This window comes from Vibrio aquaticus (assembly GCF_003970385.1).
In the GTDB taxonomy this organism is placed as follows: Bacteria; Pseudomonadota; Gammaproteobacteria; order Enterobacterales; family Vibrionaceae; genus Vibrio; species Vibrio aquaticus.
Genome location: NZ_RXZH01000002.1, coordinates 514,617 through 532,616 on the forward strand (window position 1 = coordinate 514,617; position 18,000 = coordinate 532,616).

Sequence of the window (18,000 nt, forward strand, 5' to 3'; positions counted from 1 at the left end):
AAGGGAGAATAGCTTAGCTTTTCTCCCTATTTTGTATAAATTGTAAGTACAATTGCAATTCTAGAAAACCATCTTATCATGGTGATATTCGCAATGAGAGTTGTTCTCACTTGCATTCATTAAACGAATACTTAAGTTATGAAATTAGTTAAATCCAGCTTTGCACTTATTGTCGCAACGTATTCCTCAACGCTGATGGCAACAAGCCTAGACCAAGCGCAGAAAATTCAAAGTCAGACTCACTCATCTTCTGCATCTAGCCAAAAACGTATTGATGCAAGTGCAGAAAAAACGTTAGCACTGCAAGCTGAAATTGAACAACTCCAGGAAGAAGTGAAAAACCTCTCTGTTTACCGAGATCACTTAACGGCATTGGTGAACAGCCAAAATGCGGAAGTGGACAGTCTTGATCGTCAAATCGACCAGATTAAAGAAACCCGTCAAGGCATTGTACCTTTGATGTACCAAATGATTGATGGGTTAATAGAGCATGTTGAACAAGACATGCCGATTAAAGCCGAACAGCGTCAGCAACGAGTCGAAAAGCTAGAGCAAATGATGACTCGAGCTGATGTCAGTGACGCAGAGAAATATCGCCGTATTCTCGAGGCTTACCAAATTGAACTGGATTACGGTACGAAACTTGGCCACTACCAAGGTCAAATTGTTGTGAATGGCGAGTCTTTGGAAACGGACGTTCTTTACCTAGGACGTCTTTCGTTGGTTGCACGAAGCCTAAACGGCACGCATTTTTGGTCGTGGAATCAAGCGAGTAACGCTTGGCAAGAGCTTGATGCATCGATGAAGACAGATATCGATAAAGCGTTCAGCATTGCCACCAAACAAAGTGCTCCAAGCCTAATTACGTTGCCAGTTTCTCTTACTCAAGCGGAGAGCAATTAATGAAAAAATTGATGATCTCCACGGCAATCGCTCTATCGATGTTAGCGCAACCTGTCTTTGCTGATGATCTCGTGTCGTTATCGCAGCAAGAGTCGAAACAGCAACGCCAACATAACCAAGTTCGTGAGTCAGGCTTTAAGCAGACAGAAAAAGAGCTGTTAGCACTTAAAGCGGAGCTGGTAAGACAACGTAGTACCTTACAAGCCGAGAATGAAAAACTCGCAGCAACATTCAGTGAAAATGAAGACAGATTGGCTCGTCTTGAAGAAGATCTTCGTTTAGAAACGGGTAGCTTAGGTGAAGTCTTTGGCGTTGTTCGTCAAAATGCGAAAGAGTTAGATTCAGAGCTGCATGACTCTGTGACTGGCGCTGGAAAACAAAGTTTCCGTCAAGATCTTGAGCAAATTGTCGCGGCTACTCACTTGCCATCAATGAGCCAACTGACGGCGCTTTGGCAAGCAATGCAAGAGCAAATTGATGCCTCTGGTGAGTTTGAACAGACAGAGATCGTTCAGCTCAATGGTGACGGTAAAAGAGAAACGGTATCAGCGGTTAGATTAGGTTCATTCGCACTCGTGGGAGAGGCGGGCTACCTAAAATGGAATGGTTCGAAAGAGATCGCGACGCTATACCCAAAACAGCCAGAAAATGGACCGGTTAGTACCGAGTTAACGTCTCTAACTCAAGGCGCTACACAGAATGTTGTTGTTGACCCATCTCGCGGCATCATGTTGGAACAACTTGCTTTAACACCAAGTGCTTGGGATAGACTCCAAGCGGGCGGCGCAGTGGGTAAAGTCATCATTGCGCTTCTATTGATTGGTTTAGCCATTTCACTGGTTCGCGGTTTGAGCTTGATGTCTGCGCGTCAAAAGATCAGTCGTCAACTTAAATCACCACAGACCCCAACCGACAATCCATTAGGTCGTGTGTTATCTGTGTACTCGAAAGATAAGTCACAAACCGTTGAAGCACTCGAGCTGCGACTCTTGGAAGCTGTGGTTGATGAGCAATCGAAACTTGAAAAAGGCTTATCAATGCTGAAGCTTCTTGCTGCGTTAGCGCCAATGCTTGGCTTGTTGGGTACGGTGACAGGCATGATCGAAACCTTCCAAGTGATTACTCAGTTTGGTAATGGTGACCCGAAAGTGATGGCTGGTGGTATCTCGATGGCACTTGTTACTACGGTTCTCGGTTTGATTGCAGCAATGCCACTCCTATTAGCACACAACATTCTTAGCTCTCAAGCGGAGTCTATTCGCAACATTCTTGAAAAGCAGGGCATTGCTTTAGTGGCGCAGCAAGCAGAAAAAGCGATGGATTCTGAAAAAGCACCACTTGGGAATGCAGCGTAATGGATTCTGTACTCTCCTTATTGCCTGAAGTGATTGCAGCCAGTTCGTGGGCTCTGTCACTTCAAGCATTTATGCAGCAAGGAGGACCAGTTCTTTGGTGGTTGTTGGCGGTTGTCTGTTTGTGCTGGTTACTCATCATAGAACGTATCGTCTTTCTGTGCTTTTCGTTCCCAAACCACCGACGTCAGTGGGTGCAAGCCTGGCAGCAGCGTGAAGAACAGCACTCGTGGTATGCACTTTCCATTCGTGATGGCTGGTTAAGTGAAGCGAATCTGTTGCTGACTCAGAACCTAAATATCATCAAGGTACTGGTTGCGATCTGCCCAATGCTCGGTCTACTCGGCACGGTAACGGGAATGATCAGCGTGTTTGATGTGATGGCCGCCCAAGGCAGCAGCAATCCCAAGTTAATGGCCTCTGGCATTTCGTTAGCGACGCTGCCGACAATGGCGGGCATGGTTGCAGCGCTTACCGGTATGTTTTGTCATGCACGCTTGGTGAAAGTGTGCCAAAGACAAGAAGTTAAATTAGAAAAATCTTTAAGGAGTCAACGATGAGACTCGGTCGACGTCATTCTAAACAAGACGAAGCGCAAATTGATCTTACCTCGATGCTAGATATCGTCTTTATCATGTTGATCTTTTTTATCGTAACCAGTTCTTTTGTTCGTGAATCTGGCGTTGAGGTCAATCGACCAACAGCCAGCAATGTGGTTAGCCAAAAAGAAGCCGGTATTTTCGTTGCGGTAACATCATCAAACGATATCTACATTGATAAACGCATGGTCGATGTTGAGCGTGTTCAAGCCACGTTGGAACACCTCCTACTGGATAAGCCTGATGCCTCACTAGTTATCCAAGCTGATGAGCACGCTTACAGCGGTACCGTGGTAAAAGTCATGGATGCGGCCAAAGGCGCTGGTGTTAAGAACATCGCGCTCGCAGCGGAGAAGATCTAGTGCGTCGTTTATTGATCGCAATGCCAATAGCGGTGTTATTGGCAGTCGCTACATTCAGCTTGATGGCTTGGATGGTGGATGCCGGTCATCGCCGAGCGCCCGAATCGCAAGCGCCACTGAGCTTCAATATGGTGATGGTTGAGAACGAGCAAGACGTGCAAAGAAGGCAGCGCTCTGTACCAGAACAGCCAGAACCTCCTCAAGTTCCAGATCAAGCGCCAACGCAAAGTGTTGAAACCGCCTTGACGCAAGTTACCTCAATGTCGCATTCTCCACTAAGCTTGGATACCGCGATCTCAGGAATTGCGATTAATGCACCGACATTCAGTGATTTTGGTGGTAGCCAACAGGCTATGCCGCTGTACCGAGTTGAACCTCGTTATCCGGCTAAGGCGCTAAAACGCGGGGCAGAGGGCTATGTAGTGATGAAGTTTACGATTGGTCCTACGGGTAAACCAACCGATATTGAAGTGTTGGAAGCGAAGCCTAAACGCATGTTTGAACGTGAAGCCGTACGCGCATTGAAGAAGTGGAAGTACCAACCACAAGTTGTGGATGGGAAGGCAATGGCTCAACTGGGTCAAACGGTGAAACTGGAGTTTAAATTAGCACAATGATCAAACGATTAATGACGTTGGCAGTGCTGTTTGTTTCTGCAACAGTACACGCTGAACAATTGAGTCAATACACAGCGATACGCGTTCAGAAAGCGAATGAAATGGCGCAAAATGAACAGGTAAAACAAGCGATCGCTTTACTCAAAGAAACCGAAACCAGTCGCAGTTATGACCAAGCGTTTATCGCCAGAATGTTAGGCGTTTTTCATTGGCAGAATGGGCAAGAGGCGCTTGCGATTCGTCATTTAGAGCAAGCGGTGTCGAGCGGATTACTGCAAGATGAGCAAGCTTGGCTTACTCAGAGAATGTTGGCGGACCTCTACCTCAATCAGCAACAGTTCAAATCAGCGCTGAAGCATTACTATGCATTAAGCTCAAACTCATTGGCAAAAGAAAAGTCGAAAGACCTTTGGTTGCGTATTGCTCAAGCTCATTACCAACTTAGCGAGTGGTCAAAAGTGATTGCAGCGGCAAACAAAGCCTTAGGTGACCAATCGATAGAGCGATTACAGCCGTTATCGCTTAAGTTAGCGTCTCAGCTTCAGTTAGAGCAGTGGCGACAAGCAATCCCAACAATTAAGCTGCTTATTGAACTTCAGCCTTCTCAAACAAACTGGTGGCGTCAATTAGTCGGTTTACAACTAAGAATTGGCCAAGACTCGGCTGCGCTCGATACGCTATCTCTAGCTAAGTTAAAAGGGCTGGAGCTTAGCCAAAGCGACCTAAGAATGCTCGCGCAGCTTTACGCGAAAAAAGGGATCCCAGAGAGAGCCGCGCTTCAAATCAGCCAATTGGAGGGGGCGGGTCAGGATGCTGCGCTGTTGGTTGAACAAGCCACCTATTGGCAAGCAGCGAAAGAGTGGGAGACGGCAATCTCAATTTGGCAGCAAGCGGCTAAACATGAATCTAAATATCTCTGGAATGTCGCTCAGCTAATGGTGCAACAAGGGCATTATCAGGAATCGCTAGTGGTACTGAATAAGGTGAAAGGCAGAAAAGCGGACGTGGCTTTAGCCAAAACCAGAGCCTTCTACAAACTCTATCAGTTAGAGAATGCGTTGATTGAAGCCAAACGCGCCGATGCAGCGCAACCTTCAAATCAAGCGAAGAGCTGGATTAAGTATTTGTCTCAGTTACGCAAAGTGAACGCAGAATCAACAAGCTAATAAAAAGGGAAGCGATTAAGCTTCCCTTTTTGATGCTTATTTTAAGCTAGAACACACAAACTCCGCGCGCCAAAGCAGCGTTTGCGAGGAGTTCATATTGTGCAGTAACTCTTGGCCCGATAATTGAGGAAATGCATGCAAAACAGCCACATCTTCTCCTTTACCAAGCTTTTGGTACGCTCTGATGTGCGTGAACGTACTCGATAGATTATTTGATAGCATATTCTTTGATATGCAGATCCCAAAAACATCCCGTTTCATCGTCTTTCCCTTTCGCCAGTGCCTGTTGTTTTAATCTCTGTTAAGACACTTAAAAACCTAACCACACATTGTAGTGCTCAATAATTATACGAAACAAAACGCACTATTGGGTAAAAAATAACCTAAAAATCGTATGATCTAAGTCAACTATTCCACTGGTTTTATATTTAGATTTTTTGCATAGTTCTAAAAACAAGCAGTTAGCTGATTGTTGGTTAAGCCACTATAAGAGGTTTCTATCAATTATTGCCCCTCGCTATCACAAATCAACGCTTCTCTCGTTCATGAAATTGTTATTCAGATGTTATCTTGTAAGCGCTACAAGGAGTCGTTATGAAATGGAGTCGTATCAGCTTTCGACATCGAATGCTGATTATCATGACCTTATCTGGGTTGATTGAGTTACTGTTGTTAGTTGCAGCGGGCTTTGTATACGTCAAATATGCTCAAGAAGACGAGATGGGGAATAAGGCGCTCGGAGTCGCTTCATTTCTTGCGAAATCACCTTATGTCATCGAGATGATAGAAAACGGTGTGTCAGACGAGTCTCAGCAGCGTTACCGGAATCTCACCACTCTTATTGGCGCCACATTCATTGTTATTGGCGATCATAAAGGGATACGTTTAGTTCACCCCATAGATGAGCGGGTAGGTAAGCCAATGAAGGGCGGTGACAACCACCGCGCTTTGATTAATGGCGAAGCATACATCTCGGTAGCCAAAGGTTCTTTAGGCTATTCTGTCCGAGGAAAATCAGCCGTTCTAAATGCCAATGGAGAGATCATTGGTGTAGTTTCAGTTGGTTATTTGATTGACCGGCTTCAAGATAGAATCGAACCATTTCTCATTTATCTTCTTGGCATGGCACTGCTTGTTGTTGCGGCGAATGGCGTTGTTTCTAGCTATGCATCACACCGTTTTCAGCGTGAGATCCTTGGCTTTGAACCTGAGGAAATTGGGCGTTTTTATGTGGAACTTGACGTTACCCTTGAAACATTAAAAGAGGGCATCATCACCATTGATGAAGGCGGCAAATTACGCGCTATTAATAAGAGTGCGTGTCAGATTTTAGGGTTGGTCAAATCGGAATGTATAAACCGACCGCTCAGCGACGTCTTACCCGAAAGTGATTTACATACGGTGATCGAAACTGCTCGAACCGATCACGATATTAATTTGTATCTGAATGATAAACGTCTCATCGCGAACAGAAGCCCGATCATCGTCAATGACAAAGTGGTTGGGGCGGTATCGAGCTTCCGTCTAAGGGACGATCTCACTGAACTGACAGAACAGCTAGCGAAAACCAAAGAATACGCAGAGATGCTGCGCTCTCAAACCCACGAACACCGCAATAAACTCAACACGATCAGCGGAATGGTACAAATGGGGGAGCTGGATGCCGTGCAGTATTTAATTGGTCAAGAAACGGCGCATTACCAAGCACTTATTGAGTTCTTGCGAGAGACCATTAAAGAGCCCCTTATAGCAGGCATGTTACTCGGTAAAACTGAAAGAGCACGTGAACTCGGCTTAGTATTGGTGGTAGAGGAAGGTTCTCGACTTGAGCCGTTGCCGAACCGAATCAACCCAGAAGACTTAGTGACGATTTTAGGCAACCTGATTGATAATGCCTTTGATGCGACAAGAGAAGCGATTCGCCTTGAACCGCTACTTTCCCCTAATAGACGGACCATTGAAGTGTCGATCAGCGACTTTGGCAACGAAGTGATTTTAGAAGTGAATGACCAAGGGTGCGGTCTACCTAATACCCTAAGTACACAAGCGTTGGTCACACGAGGCGTTTCAAGTAAAGATAGCCAAACAAGGGGTGTTGGACTCTATTTAGTCAGTGAACTGGCGATTCGCTATCATGGCGAACTTGAAATGCTAAACAATAAGCAACATGGAGCAAGGATGACAGTTTATTTACCGAAGGAAGAGCAACGATGACCGAGTTAACCCGCATCATGATTGTTGAGGATGATTTGGCGATTGCTCAGTTGCATCAACGTTATTTAGAGCAAATGGACAGTTATGAAGTGATTGGTATTGCAACCACGAAGCAAGAAGCCAGCCTTCAGCTCGATATTCTCAAGCCGGACTTATTGCTACTTGATGTCTATTTGCCCGATGGCACTGGCCTAGAGATTTTGCACCAACTTCGCTCAGATCATATTGGCTGTGACGTGATATTGATTACTGCTGCCCGAGATGTAGAAACACTTCAACAAGCTATGCGCGGCGGTGTGGTCGATTACTTATTAAAGCCCGTGGTGTTCCCAAGATTAGAAGCGGCATTAACGAAGTACATTTCTCAGAAGCATCAGTTTGATCATACCGACGGCTTAGACCAAAACATGGTCGACAAAATGATGCAATCACCAGTGAGCAGTGATCCCGTTAAAAATCGACTGCCAAAGGGCATTGATGGGGTCACTCTCGATAAAATTAAAGCTTTGTTCAATGGAACGACTTTACTGACTGCCGATGAAGCGGGGGAGTTGATAGGCGCGAGTCGAACCACTGCCCGCCGTTATCTAGAGTATTTAATTAGTACAGGAGAGCTAGAAGCCGATCTAAACTATGGAACGGTGGGCAGGCCAGAGCGCACTTACAAAAAAGCGCAGTAAACGATAAAAAGCCGCCTAAATTTGCCGTAAGGCACGACAAAATCTCTCGCTGACGTCACGTTTCTAGACGTAAATGAGATCGACCTCTACATTTATATAAAGCCATACACACCATGTAGAGGTCGTCTATGCGACTTTTTATTTATTTACTCGTTAGCTTTGCAGTATTAGCTCAGACTGCACGAGCGGTTCAAATTAATGAGCTAACCTACCTAACTGAACAGTATCCCCCTTATAATTTTGAAGAGGAAGGGAGCCTCCAAGGGATTGCAGTGGATGTACTCACCGCGGTTGGAGAGCAAGTTCAAAGCACCATTTCGCGTGACAAGATTCAAGTGCAGCCTTGGCCTAGAGCTTATCGTTCAGCGCTGATCAAAACCAATACCGTTTTATTCTCTACAACGCGTACCCAGCTCAGAGAGCATATCTTCCAATGGGCCGGTCCAATTACCTCGACCAGAATCGTTGTACTGGCGAAAAAATCTCAGCAGATTCAAATTGAGCATTCTATGGCGTTAGCGCAATACCGGATAGGCGTTATTCGTGATGACGTAGGAGAACAGTTATTGCTTGAGCTCGGTGTACCAAGAGACTCGATGGTTGAAAGCTCGGTGCCAGAAACTCTCGCAAACCAGATGATCAAAGACCGTATTGACCTATGGGCTTACGAGGAGAACGTTGCGAAATGGTGGTTGAAGAAAGCAGGGCAAAATACGGATGATTACGAGGTGGTTTACGTATTAAATGAAGGCGAACTCTATTTTGCCTTCAATTTGGAAGTGGACAGTCGTTTAGTTGGAGAATTTCAGCGAGCGCTTGATGAGTTAAAAGTCACAGAAGATGGCACCGCAAGCCCATTTGAGCGCATTATTTCAAAATATCGGTAAGGTGAACTATGAAGTTATGGATACTCATGATCGTAGTGGTATCACTAAAAAGTGTCGCTGGGGAGTCACTGACGCTCGTCCTTCCTTCACAAGTTGATGGCGGGCACCGCTTCTACCATGAGCTACTGTATGAATCGCTATCAAGGGCAGGGCACAAGGTTACCATCACAACCCCGAGTGAACATATTCCCCAAAAGCGTGTGGTTAAGATGGTAGAAAGCAATCAGCTAAGCCTGACTTGGCTGATCAGCAGTAAACGGAGAGACCAGCTCTACCCATCGATTTCTGTGCCACTAACCAATGGATTGATAGGGCGGAGAGTTCTGTTAATTCCTCCTGAACTGCAAACACGGTTTGATGAGATTCGTTCCCTTGAAGCGTTGCGAGAATCTAACCTAGTCGCTGGTCTTGGTATGAACTGGTTTGATGTGGATGTATGGAAAAACAATCATCTTAAAGTGTATGTGGCCGATGGGGAGTGGCGCTCGCTCTACCAATCCCTAAGTGTGGATGGGGAGGTGAATTACTTTCCTAGAGGCATCAACGAAGCAAGCAACGAAGCCGATCTAAACAGCCATCTTGTGGTCGAGAAAAACCTATTACTTGTTTATGAACGTGATTTCAAATTTTACCTATCAAGCGCCACCTTACCTCATCAGCAACTCATTGAAGACGCACTTCAAAAAGCAAAAGTAGAGGGCGTGATCGATAGGTTGATCGATAAATATTGGGGAGAAAGTAAAAAACGGTTGAATGAAGAGCGTAGGGTCGTGATAAACCTTGAACTCCCAGAAAGTTGAGGTCAAAAACACTAACATCCTGATGTCTATGCGTATAGAATCAACTAATCAATGTATAGCTTGCTAAAGGGTTGATTTTACTCAAATGGAAAGTGTTTTTATCATCGTTGTCATCTTAGTCGCCTTCTTCTTTGTGATTCAAAAGCGTTATTTAAGACAAGATGAGCTCAAAGATAGTGCGTACAAGAAAAAAGGAGCCTTGCTTAACTCGCAAGAAACCGCTTTCTATAACGCCTTGATTAGTGCAGTAGGCCAGCATGGTGTTGTGCTCGCTAAAGTAAACCTCGCCAATGTGTTAACACCTCTCGCGACAGAGAAAAAGCAGTGGTTTATCGCCAATAACCGAATCGCAAAGAGCTATTTTGATTTTGTTGTTTGCGATCCTAGAACGCTTGAAGTTCGTGTCGCAATTGAATTAGATAACGGCAAAGAGCTGAATAAAGGGAAAGTTGATCGTCAAAAACTACTGATTCATGTGTGCAAATCTGCGGGTATTCCACTGATTGGAGCGAGTATTAAGCACAGCTATCAGGTATCAAGATTAAGACGTCTACTCGCCGCTCATATCGATTTGATCGAATCGGACAAAGAAGTCAGGTTTTGTAAGCGTTGCGGTAGCCCAATGACAGTGAAGATCGCCAGTCAAGGAGAGCACAAAGGTCGACGGTTCTTTACTTGTAGCCGTCAACCACAGTGTACTTATACAGAAAACTATAATGTGGTGTTTGACGAAGCCGAGTAATCACAGTTTGCTTTGCAAGCGCACTTAATTAATTTAAACACTTCTGTTGGCCGCATACCATGACTTGGTTGCGGCCATTTGTTTTCGCGCGATAGAGCTCTTTATCCGCCTCTTTTAAGACGTCTTCTAAGCTCTTGTATTGATCACATTGATAAATGCCAATGCTGGCTGTGAGGTGAATCGGGTTGTGTCGGTCATTGAAGGTGTAATGCTCTATCGCAATTCGAATTTGTTCCGCTTTATGGGCCGCTTGCGTTACCTGTGTATTATGCAGCGCAATACAAAATTCCTCGCCTCCAATCCGATACACTAGGTGCTCGTCGCAGTGGCTATCAATCAGCGCAGCCGTTTGGACTAACACTTTATCGCCAATGTCGTGACCATGTTGGTCGTTCACGTTCTTGAAAAAATCGAGATCCAATATCAGCAAAGAAAGCGGCGTTTTACTGCTTTCGCATCGGTAGCGTTCGAAATTATGGACCAGTGCATGTCGGTTATAGACGCCGGTCAATGCATCACGAGAAGCAAGTAATCCTAGAGACGTTTCTGATGTTCTGCGTTTGACTTCTAATATATGGGCCGCGAGCCAAGCAACTAAGTAGGCCAGCATAAAGTTGATGGATAACTCGAAGAAGTTAAGCGTCCCTTCATGATAGGTTTTGTGCATGACAAGTACGACTTGGCTGACAAAGCCCACGCCGGTCGCGATGATGCCATAGCGTTTGCCTAAAATAAGATAGAACAAGACGGGAAAGAGCAAGCTCCAGAGAAAGCTGCCATGTTCGATTGGGTGAACATAAGTCGCAAGAAAAACCACACCGACGAGAACATAGACAAAGCTGTTGGAGCAGAAAAGGGAAATATCTTCTTGTTTGTAGCAAGTATACGCCACGTAAAGAGAGAATAGGCTACAAAGGACTTCGACAGCAGCAAGAAGGTAGTAGCCACCATAGAAGGTATTGAGAGCTGCAACGATCAAAGCTAAGAACGCAAGCAATATACTTAACCAGAACAGCACCGCTCTTCGCAACTGGCGCGAGGGGTTGAATATGTCTAGCTCCATGACGTCCCTTAACGAGTATATGCTTTAATGTGAATATGACGTCATAGTATTCGTTTCATTGGTGGAATCAAGGATAAAACTGGACGAAGATCACATTAATGGCATGGATATATACCGAATGCTACCCATTTGTACTCAATGACTTAGAGATGAAATGGTCAGTTAGTGTGCAGTGCGGATCTGGTGGAGAATTAAGCTAAGTCAGCCCTATATATAAATGACTGAAACAAAAGAGGGGGGCTGGAAAAACCAGGCCCCCTCAGTGCTATTTTTTAGCTATTACTCGTAATCAGACGCGTAGGTCTCTTCGTAAGAATGTGAGTAAAACTCAAATAAGTTACCAAATGGGTCTTCTAGGTAAACCATTTGCGCTTGTTTTAGTTCGTCTTCTGGGTGGTAACGGTGGATATCCATGCGAACCTTACCGCCAAACTCTTCAACGCGCTTGATTGCTGTTTCGAACTGCTCTTTCGATACCTGCAGGCAGAAGTGGAAGATACCTAGGCGAGAGAAGTCCACTTCGTGGCGTTCCTGACGCTCTTTCATTTCGAACAGTTCTACACCAATACCGTCTGAAGTCACAAGGTGCGCGATATTAAAACCTTTGAAGCCTTCGCCGAAGACTGCGATACACATACGGCCAATCGCAGATTCACGCTCTTCAATAACTTTGGTGTTATTCATTACAATGCGCAGACCTAGTGCCTTTGTGTAGAACTCAACGGCTTTGTCCATGTCACCAACCATGATGCCAACGTGATTCATTTTCATAACATTCTCCAAAATTGATTAATACGTTTCGTGCTTTGTTTCGATGAAATGAAGTATAGGTGCAGACGATGAGAAACAAAAATTATCGATAATTATTATTTTAATAAATCTCTGTTATTAAAAATAACTCAGCACTGTGATGTGTAAAAAGAAGGGAAATACGTGTTGGTGTTCATTCGACGCATTTCACGGAAAATAACAATAAAGGTCAAAAATGAAAAATAATTACATAATTTGTGTGGTTATTTTATGTTCCTACCCCTTTAGGGTAGTTTGAAACTGTAATTGATTTACATCATGTATTAATTATTTGTCATATTTAACAATGCGCGTAGATAAGAACCTAACCCTTAGGAAGTATTATGAGCAAGTTGAAGCTGGTCGTTATCGGTAACGGTATGGTAGGACACCGTTACATTGAAGACTTAGTCGAGAAGGCGGATGCATCTCAATATGAGATCACTGTTTTCTGTGAAGAACCACGTGTCGCTTATGACCGTGTCCACCTTTCTTCTTACTTTTCTCACCACACAGCGGACGAGTTATCTTTAGTTAAAGAAGGTTTCTACGACAAGCATGGTGTCAAGATGTTAATCGGCGAACGTGCCATTAACGTAAACCGCGAGAAACGTATCGTCCATTCAAGCACGGGTCGTGAAATTCAATACGACAAGCTGATTATGGCAACTGGCTCATTTCCGTTTGTACCACCTATCAAAGGCCGTGAAAGTAAAGATTGTTTTGTTTACCGCACTATTGAAGATCTTAAAGCGATCGAAGCGTGTGCGAAGAAGAGTAAAATCGGTGTTGTTATCGGCGGTGGCCTACTTGGCCTTGAAGCCGCGGGTGCATTAAAAGCACTTGGCGTAGAAACTCACGTGGTTGAGTTTGCGCCAAAGCTAATGGCAGAGCAGTTAGATCAAGCGGGCGGCAATCAACTTCGTCAAAAAATCGAGAGCATGGGTGTTAAGGTTCATACAAACAAAAACACACTTGAAATCGCTCCTGAGGGTAAAGAATCACGCAACGTTATGCGTTTTGCTGACGGTACTGAACTAGAGACCGATTTCATCGTGTTCTCTGCAGGTATTCGTCCACAAGACAAGCTTGCTCGAGATATGCAGCTTGACGTTGCTCCGCGTGGTGGTATTGCAATTAATGATTTCTGTCAGACGTCTGATGAGAACATCTACGCGATCGGTGAATGTGCTTCTTGGAATGAAACCTTCTACGGCTTGGTTGCTCCGGGCTATAAGATGGCGACCGTGGCGGTTGACCATGTGGTTGGTAACGACAGTAAGTTTGAAGGCGCTGACATGTCAGCGAAGCTTAAACTGCTCGGTGTGAAAGTTGGTTCTATTGGTGATGCTAACGGCCGTACTCCTGGTTGTAAGAGCTACGTTTACCAGAACGAAGAGCAAGAAGTTTACAAACGTCTCATCGTTTCTGAAGACAACAAGAAACTTCTTGGCGCAGTAATGGTCGGTGATACGTCTGATTATGGCGATCTTCTACAACTGATGTTGAATGAAATCGACTTACCAGAACACCCAGACGCATTGATTCTGCCAGCGCACGCAGGCGCAGAAAAACCAACGCTAGGCGCAGATGCACTGCCAGAGTCTGCGGTTATTTGTTCTTGTTTTGATGTGACTAAAGGTAAAATCGCAGAAGCGGTTGCACAAGGTCACCACACGATTGGTGATATTAAAGCGGTAACAGGTGCAGGCACAGGCTGTGGCGGCTGTATTCCACTTGTCACGTCAGTGCTTAACGCTGAACTTGAAAAAGCAGGCGTTGAAGTAAAAGCAGACGTTTGTGAGCACTTTGCTTACTCTCGCCAAGAGCTTTTCCACCTAGTGCGTATCGGTGAAATCAAATCGTATGAAGAGCTACTAGAGAAACATGGCACTGGCTACGGCTGTGAAGTATGTAAGCCGCTAGCGGGTTCTATTCTTGCTTCATGTTGGGGTGACCACATCCTTAAACCGTCATTGGTTAAACTGCACGATACCAACGATAACTTCCTAGGTAACATGCAAAAAGATGGTACATACTCTGTTATTCCACGTATGGCTGGTGGTGAAGTCACACCACAAGCACTTGCTGCCCTGGCAGACGTAGCCGCTGAATACAACTTATACACTAAGATCACTGGCGCACAGCGTATTGGCTTGTTCGGTGCTCAAAAAGATGACCTTCCTGCAATCTGGAAAAAGCTTATCGAAGCGGGCTACGAAACGGGTCAAGCGTATGCAAAAGCACTGCGTATGGCTAAGACGTGTGTCGGCTCTACTTGGTGTCGTTACGGCGTTCAAGATTCAGTTGGCCTTGGCGTGATGATCGAGAACCGTTACAAAGGCATCCGTACGCCTCATAAGATGAAGTTTGGTGTGTCTGGTTGTACTCGTGAGTGTGCAGAAGCGCAAGGCAAAGACCTTGGCATCATCGCAACAGACGCGGGTTGGAACATGTACGTGTGTGGTAACGGTGGTATGAAGCCTCGTCATGCAACGCTACTAGCCGGTGACCTAGACCAAGAAACACTCATCAAATACATCGACCGATTCATGATGTTCTACATCCGCACTGCAGCGCCACTTCAGCGCACATCAGTCTGGTTCGAGAACCTAGAAGGCGGTATTGATTATCTGCGTGAAGTGATCATTGAAGACAAACTAGGCATTAACGATCAACTAGAAACAGACGTGGCTAAGTTGGTGGAAGAGTTCCGCTGTGAGTGGACGGATACCATTAACGATGAAACTCAGCTGAAGCGTTTTGCGCACTTTGTGAACTCTGATGAACGAGATGACAACGTTATGTTTGTAACAGATGGCCGTGAGCAGCATCGCCCGGCAACATTCACTGAAAAACATCCTGAAGCGAAAGGCGACATCCTTCACGTAGAAGTCGTGTAAGGGGAGAAGAGATTATGGCATTTACAAAAGTTTGTAACATTGAAGACATCATCCCAGGCACAGGTGTCGTGGCTTTGGTAGACGGTGAGCAAGTCGCAATTTTCCGCCCACGTGCGACAGAAGAAGTGTTTGCGATTAACAATATGGACCCTTTCTTCCAATCTAACGTGTTATCTCGTGGCCTGATTGTTGAGCATGATGAGCAGCTGTGGGTTGCAAGCCCGCTGAAAAAGCAGCGCTTTAACCTTAAAACAGGGGCGTGCATGGAAAATGAGCAGTTCAACGTGAAAGCTTACAAAGCACGAGTGACCAAAGGTGCAGTAGAAATTGCGGCTTAATAATCCGTTAACTGAGATTTAATAGCTTAAAGGCTCGTCATTTCTTGGCGAAGAAACCATGAAATTCGCGAGCCTTTCACTATTCAATTTTAACTTTTTAACCTTCAATTTTTTTGAATAAGGACACATTCATGTCTACAGACTTTAAACCCGCTGAATTCGTACAAACAATGATCAACGTTGGCGAAGCTAAGACAAAGACAAGTGCTCGTGACTTGCTTTTGCGTGGCACTATGGCAGGTATCATCTTATCTCTAGCGGTAGTCGTCGCGATTACAACAATCGTACAAACTGGCATGGGCATTGTGGGTGCTCTTGTCTTCCCAGTTGGCTTCGTGATTCTTTCTGTGATGGGCTATGACTTGGTAACAGGTGTCTTTGGTCTAGCGCCATTGGCTAAATTTGAAGGTCGCCCAGGTATTACTTGGAACCGCATTTTCCGTTGTTGGGGTCTTGTTGGTCTAGGTAACCTTATCGGTTCTTTGATTGTTGCTTACTTAGTCGCAGTATCACTAACGGGTAACTTCTCTCTAGAGCTAAACGCAGTTGCTAAGAAGTTCATTGCTGTTTCTACTGCACGTAGTCTAGGTTTCGAAAACATGGGTATGGACGGATGGATTACCTGTTTCGTACGCGGTATCTTCTGTAACCTAATGGTTTGTCTAGGTGTGATTGGTAACATGACAGCACGTACTGTCGCTGGCCGCGTAGCCATGATGTGGTTCCCAATCTTCATCTTCTTCGCACTTGTATTTGAGCATACAGTAGTAAACATGTTCCTATTCCCACTGGGCATGATTCTTGGTGCTGACTTTGGTATTGCGACTTGGTTGAACTTCAACCTAATCCCAACAATCCTAGGTAACATTGTTGGTGGTCTCATTATGACTTGCATCCCGCTTTACCTAACTCACGCGAAAACAGCACCTTCTCTTGATTCAGAAGAAACAGTGAACGCTCAAGCGGCACTAAACACGAAATAATCAAATAATGGCCCCATATTCTGGGGCCGTTTTTCTCTCAACTATCGATAAACAGTTAATTGCATTGACTATAAAAAGTAATAATTCCTCAGAGGTAGATATACCGAGTGTTACTTTTTATGTTCAACGTTGTGATTAAGACCCTTTAACCACAATCGAAACACCCAAATTTTGACTTATAGGCGTTGAGAATATGACAGCGAATCTATCCCAAACTACTCTTTCAGGTTTTGTTTCTTTAGTGGGCGCAGGTCCAGGTGATCCTGATTTACTCACCGTGAAAGGTTACCGAGTGATTCAACAGGCGGAAGTGGTTGTTTATGACCGTTTAGTCTCGCCAGATATCTTAGCGTTAGCCAATGAGTCCGCTGAAATGATCTACGTAGGCAAAAAGCTCGATTATCACTGCGTTCCCCAAGATCAAATTAACCAAATCTTGGTTGAAAAAGCGAATGAAGGTAAACGTGTCGTGCGCCTTAAAGGTGGTGACTCATTCATTTTCGGGCGTGGTGGCGAAGAGTTAGAAGAGCTTGCTGAGCACGGAATTCGATTTGAAGTCGTTCCGGGTATTACCGCAGCGGCAGGTGCAACGGCCTATGCTGGTATTCCACTGACTCACAGAGATCATGCACAGAGCGTTCAATTCATTACAGGCCATGTACAAAAAGATGGCAGAGAGATTGAGTGGCAGTCTCTTGCGCAATCAAACAACACGCTTGTATTTTACATGGGTCTTAAGCAGAGCGGTTACATTACTGAGAAGTTACTGGAAACAGGGTTAGACGCTGAGATCTCATGTGCCATCATTGAAAACGGTACACGCCGAGAGCAACGTGTATTTACTGGCCCATTGAAAGATCTGCCCAATATGGCGAAAGAAGCCGTTAGCCCAGCGCTTATTGTTGTCGGCAGTGTCACCTCGCTACACGACAAGCTAAATTGGTTTTCCTCATAGGGTAGGGGTATTGGCGAGAATGTGCTGACTCGAGTACAAAAGAGAGCTGTATTCTGTTCACACTTTTGTTAGAGTCAACGCCCCATTCATTGGATAGGATACCCATGGAACGCGTTGCTATTTTTGTCGATGTACAAAACATCTACTACACCACCAGAGACAAGTACCGAAGCAATTTCGATTACAACCAATTTTGGTATATTGCGACGGAAGGTAAGCAAGTTATTGAAGCCAATGCTTATGCCATCGCTTCTCATGATCCTAAACAGCGTCAGTTTCACCACATCCTTCGTGGTATTGGTTTTAATGTAAAGCTAAAGCCATATATTCAACGTATGGATGGCAGCGCAAAAGGGGACTGGGATGTTGGTATTGCCCTCGATGTGTTTGAAGCGGCAAGCCAGGTTGATCGAGTGATCTTACTTTCCGGCGATGGTGATTTTGAAGTGTTAGTTCAGCGCATTCAGCAGCGCTTTAATACTCAGGTCGATGTTTATGGTGTACCCGGATTGAGTGCACAATCACTCATTGATGCATCCGATCGTTTTATCCCTATTGATGAAAACTTACTGATTAACAAGCGCTAACAGACAGTGCTGAGTTATTAGTCATTTGTCGTTGTGTATTCTCTAATTTAGCGTTCTAAG

19 protein-coding genes are annotated in these 18,000 nt (G+C 45.0%); 16 read left to right on the top strand and 3 right to left on the bottom strand.

Translation table 11 applies throughout. The features are described from left to right. Nucleotides 1-138 precede the first annotated feature (138 nt). Genes EJ063_RS08220 through EJ063_RS08245 form a run of 6 tightly spaced genes read left to right on the top strand, consistent with a single transcriptional unit; the run spans nucleotide 139 to nucleotide 4,999 of the window. Nucleotides 139-903: a DUF3450 domain-containing protein gene (locus tag EJ063_RS08220; RefSeq protein WP_126573791.1), complete on the top strand. Its 765-nt coding sequence runs from the start codon at nucleotides 139-141 to the stop codon at nucleotides 901-903. After that, complete coding sequence (locus EJ063_RS08225) at nucleotides 903-2,258, top strand: MotA/TolQ/ExbB proton channel family protein (RefSeq protein ID WP_126573792.1); 1,356 nt, start codon at nucleotides 903-905, stop codon at nucleotides 2,256-2,258. The genes EJ063_RS08220 and EJ063_RS08225 overlap by 1 nt, the downstream gene beginning before the upstream one ends. Next, nucleotides 2,258-2,815 carry a MotA/TolQ/ExbB proton channel family protein gene (locus tag EJ063_RS08230; protein ID WP_126573793.1) on the top strand — a complete coding sequence of 186 codons (558 nt, stop codon included), beginning with the start codon at nucleotides 2,258-2,260 and terminating at the stop codon, nucleotides 2,813-2,815. The genes EJ063_RS08225 and EJ063_RS08230 overlap by 1 nt, the downstream gene beginning before the upstream one ends. Next, nucleotides 2,812-3,216 (top strand): ExbD/TolR family protein, encoded by a 405-nt coding sequence (locus tag EJ063_RS08235; RefSeq protein ID WP_126573794.1) that lies wholly within the window; start codon nucleotides 2,812-2,814, stop codon nucleotides 3,214-3,216. The genes EJ063_RS08230 and EJ063_RS08235 overlap by 4 nt, the downstream gene beginning before the upstream one ends. After that, the gene (locus EJ063_RS08240; protein ID WP_126573795.1) at nucleotides 3,216-3,833 is read left to right on the top strand and encodes an energy transducer TonB; all 618 of its coding nucleotides are present in this window, start codon (nucleotides 3,216-3,218) and stop codon (nucleotides 3,831-3,833) included. The genes EJ063_RS08235 and EJ063_RS08240 overlap by 1 nt, the downstream gene beginning before the upstream one ends. After that, entirely contained in the window at nucleotides 3,830-4,999 is a 1,170-nt protein-coding gene (locus EJ063_RS08245; protein ID WP_126573796.1) for a tetratricopeptide repeat protein, read from the top strand. The genes EJ063_RS08240 and EJ063_RS08245 overlap by 4 nt, the downstream gene beginning before the upstream one ends. Nucleotides 5,000-5,035: 36 nt before the next feature. Here the strand turns inward: EJ063_RS08245 and EJ063_RS08250 are convergent, their stop codons facing one another. Beyond that, on the bottom strand, nucleotides 5,036-5,260 hold the full coding sequence (locus EJ063_RS08250; RefSeq protein ID WP_126573797.1) for a hypothetical protein: 225 nt from the start codon (nucleotides 5,258-5,260) through the stop codon (nucleotides 5,036-5,038). Nucleotides 5,261-5,593: 333 nt separating this feature from the next. Between EJ063_RS08250 and EJ063_RS08255 the strand changes: the two genes are divergently transcribed. From EJ063_RS08255 to EJ063_RS08275, 5 genes are all read left to right on the top strand, one after another. Further along, the gene (locus EJ063_RS08255) at nucleotides 5,594-7,213 is read left to right on the top strand and encodes an ATP-binding protein (RefSeq protein WP_126573798.1); all 1,620 of its coding nucleotides are present in this window, start codon (nucleotides 5,594-5,596) and stop codon (nucleotides 7,211-7,213) included. Next, nucleotides 7,210-7,893 carry a response regulator gene (locus EJ063_RS08260; protein WP_126573799.1) on the top strand — a complete coding sequence of 228 codons (684 nt, stop codon included), beginning with the start codon at nucleotides 7,210-7,212 and terminating at the stop codon, nucleotides 7,891-7,893. Before EJ063_RS08255 ends, EJ063_RS08260 begins: the two co-directional genes overlap by 4 nt. Nucleotides 7,894-8,021: 128 nt before the next feature. After that, a complete protein-coding gene (locus EJ063_RS08265) occupies nucleotides 8,022-8,780 on the top strand; it encodes a substrate-binding periplasmic protein (protein ID WP_126573800.1) in 759 nt (252 codons plus the stop codon). Nucleotides 8,781-8,788: 8 nt separating this feature from the next. Further along, nucleotides 8,789-9,580 (top strand): hypothetical protein, encoded by a 792-nt coding sequence (locus EJ063_RS08270; RefSeq protein ID WP_126573801.1) that lies wholly within the window; start codon nucleotides 8,789-8,791, stop codon nucleotides 9,578-9,580. Nucleotides 9,581-9,665: 85 nt separating this feature from the next. Further along, entirely contained in the window at nucleotides 9,666-10,322 is a 657-nt protein-coding gene (locus EJ063_RS08275) for a DUF2726 domain-containing protein (protein ID WP_126573802.1), read from the top strand. A gap of 28 nt (nucleotides 10,323-10,350) precedes the next feature. Here the strand turns inward: EJ063_RS08275 and EJ063_RS08280 are convergent, their stop codons facing one another. After that, nucleotides 10,351-11,385: a GGDEF domain-containing protein gene (locus EJ063_RS08280; RefSeq protein WP_126573803.1), complete on the bottom strand. Its 1,035-nt coding sequence runs from the start codon at nucleotides 11,383-11,385 to the stop codon at nucleotides 10,351-10,353. Between the two features lie 279 nt (nucleotides 11,386-11,664). After that, on the bottom strand, nucleotides 11,665-12,156 hold the full coding sequence (locus EJ063_RS08285) for a VOC family protein (RefSeq protein WP_126573804.1): 492 nt from the start codon (nucleotides 12,154-12,156) through the stop codon (nucleotides 11,665-11,667). 362 nt (nucleotides 12,157-12,518) lie between these two features. Here EJ063_RS08285 and nirB point away from each other — a divergent pair, with 362 nt between their 5' ends. The 5 genes from nirB (at nucleotide 12,519) to EJ063_RS08310 (ending at nucleotide 17,940) form a co-directional block, all read left to right on the top strand. Then, nucleotides 12,519-15,077, top strand: a complete 2,559-nt coding sequence (gene nirB, locus EJ063_RS08290) for a nitrite reductase large subunit NirB (protein WP_126573805.1) — start codon at nucleotides 12,519-12,521, stop codon at nucleotides 15,075-15,077. A gap of 14 nt (nucleotides 15,078-15,091) precedes the next feature. Continuing rightward, on the top strand, nucleotides 15,092-15,415 hold the full coding sequence (gene nirD / locus EJ063_RS08295) for a nitrite reductase small subunit NirD (protein ID WP_126573806.1): 324 nt from the start codon (nucleotides 15,092-15,094) through the stop codon (nucleotides 15,413-15,415). A gap of 131 nt (nucleotides 15,416-15,546) precedes the next feature. Beyond that, nucleotides 15,547-16,398, top strand: a complete 852-nt coding sequence (locus tag EJ063_RS08300) for a formate/nitrite transporter family protein (protein ID WP_126573807.1) — start codon at nucleotides 15,547-15,549, stop codon at nucleotides 16,396-16,398. Nucleotides 16,399-16,591: 193 nt separating this feature from the next. Then, entirely contained in the window at nucleotides 16,592-17,353 is a 762-nt protein-coding gene (cobA, locus tag EJ063_RS08305) for a uroporphyrinogen-III C-methyltransferase (protein WP_126573808.1), read from the top strand. 104 nt (nucleotides 17,354-17,457) lie between these two features. Continuing rightward, the gene (locus tag EJ063_RS08310; protein WP_126573809.1) at nucleotides 17,458-17,940 is read left to right on the top strand and encodes a LabA-like NYN domain-containing protein; all 483 of its coding nucleotides are present in this window, start codon (nucleotides 17,458-17,460) and stop codon (nucleotides 17,938-17,940) included. Nucleotides 17,941-18,000: the final 60 nt, after the last annotated feature.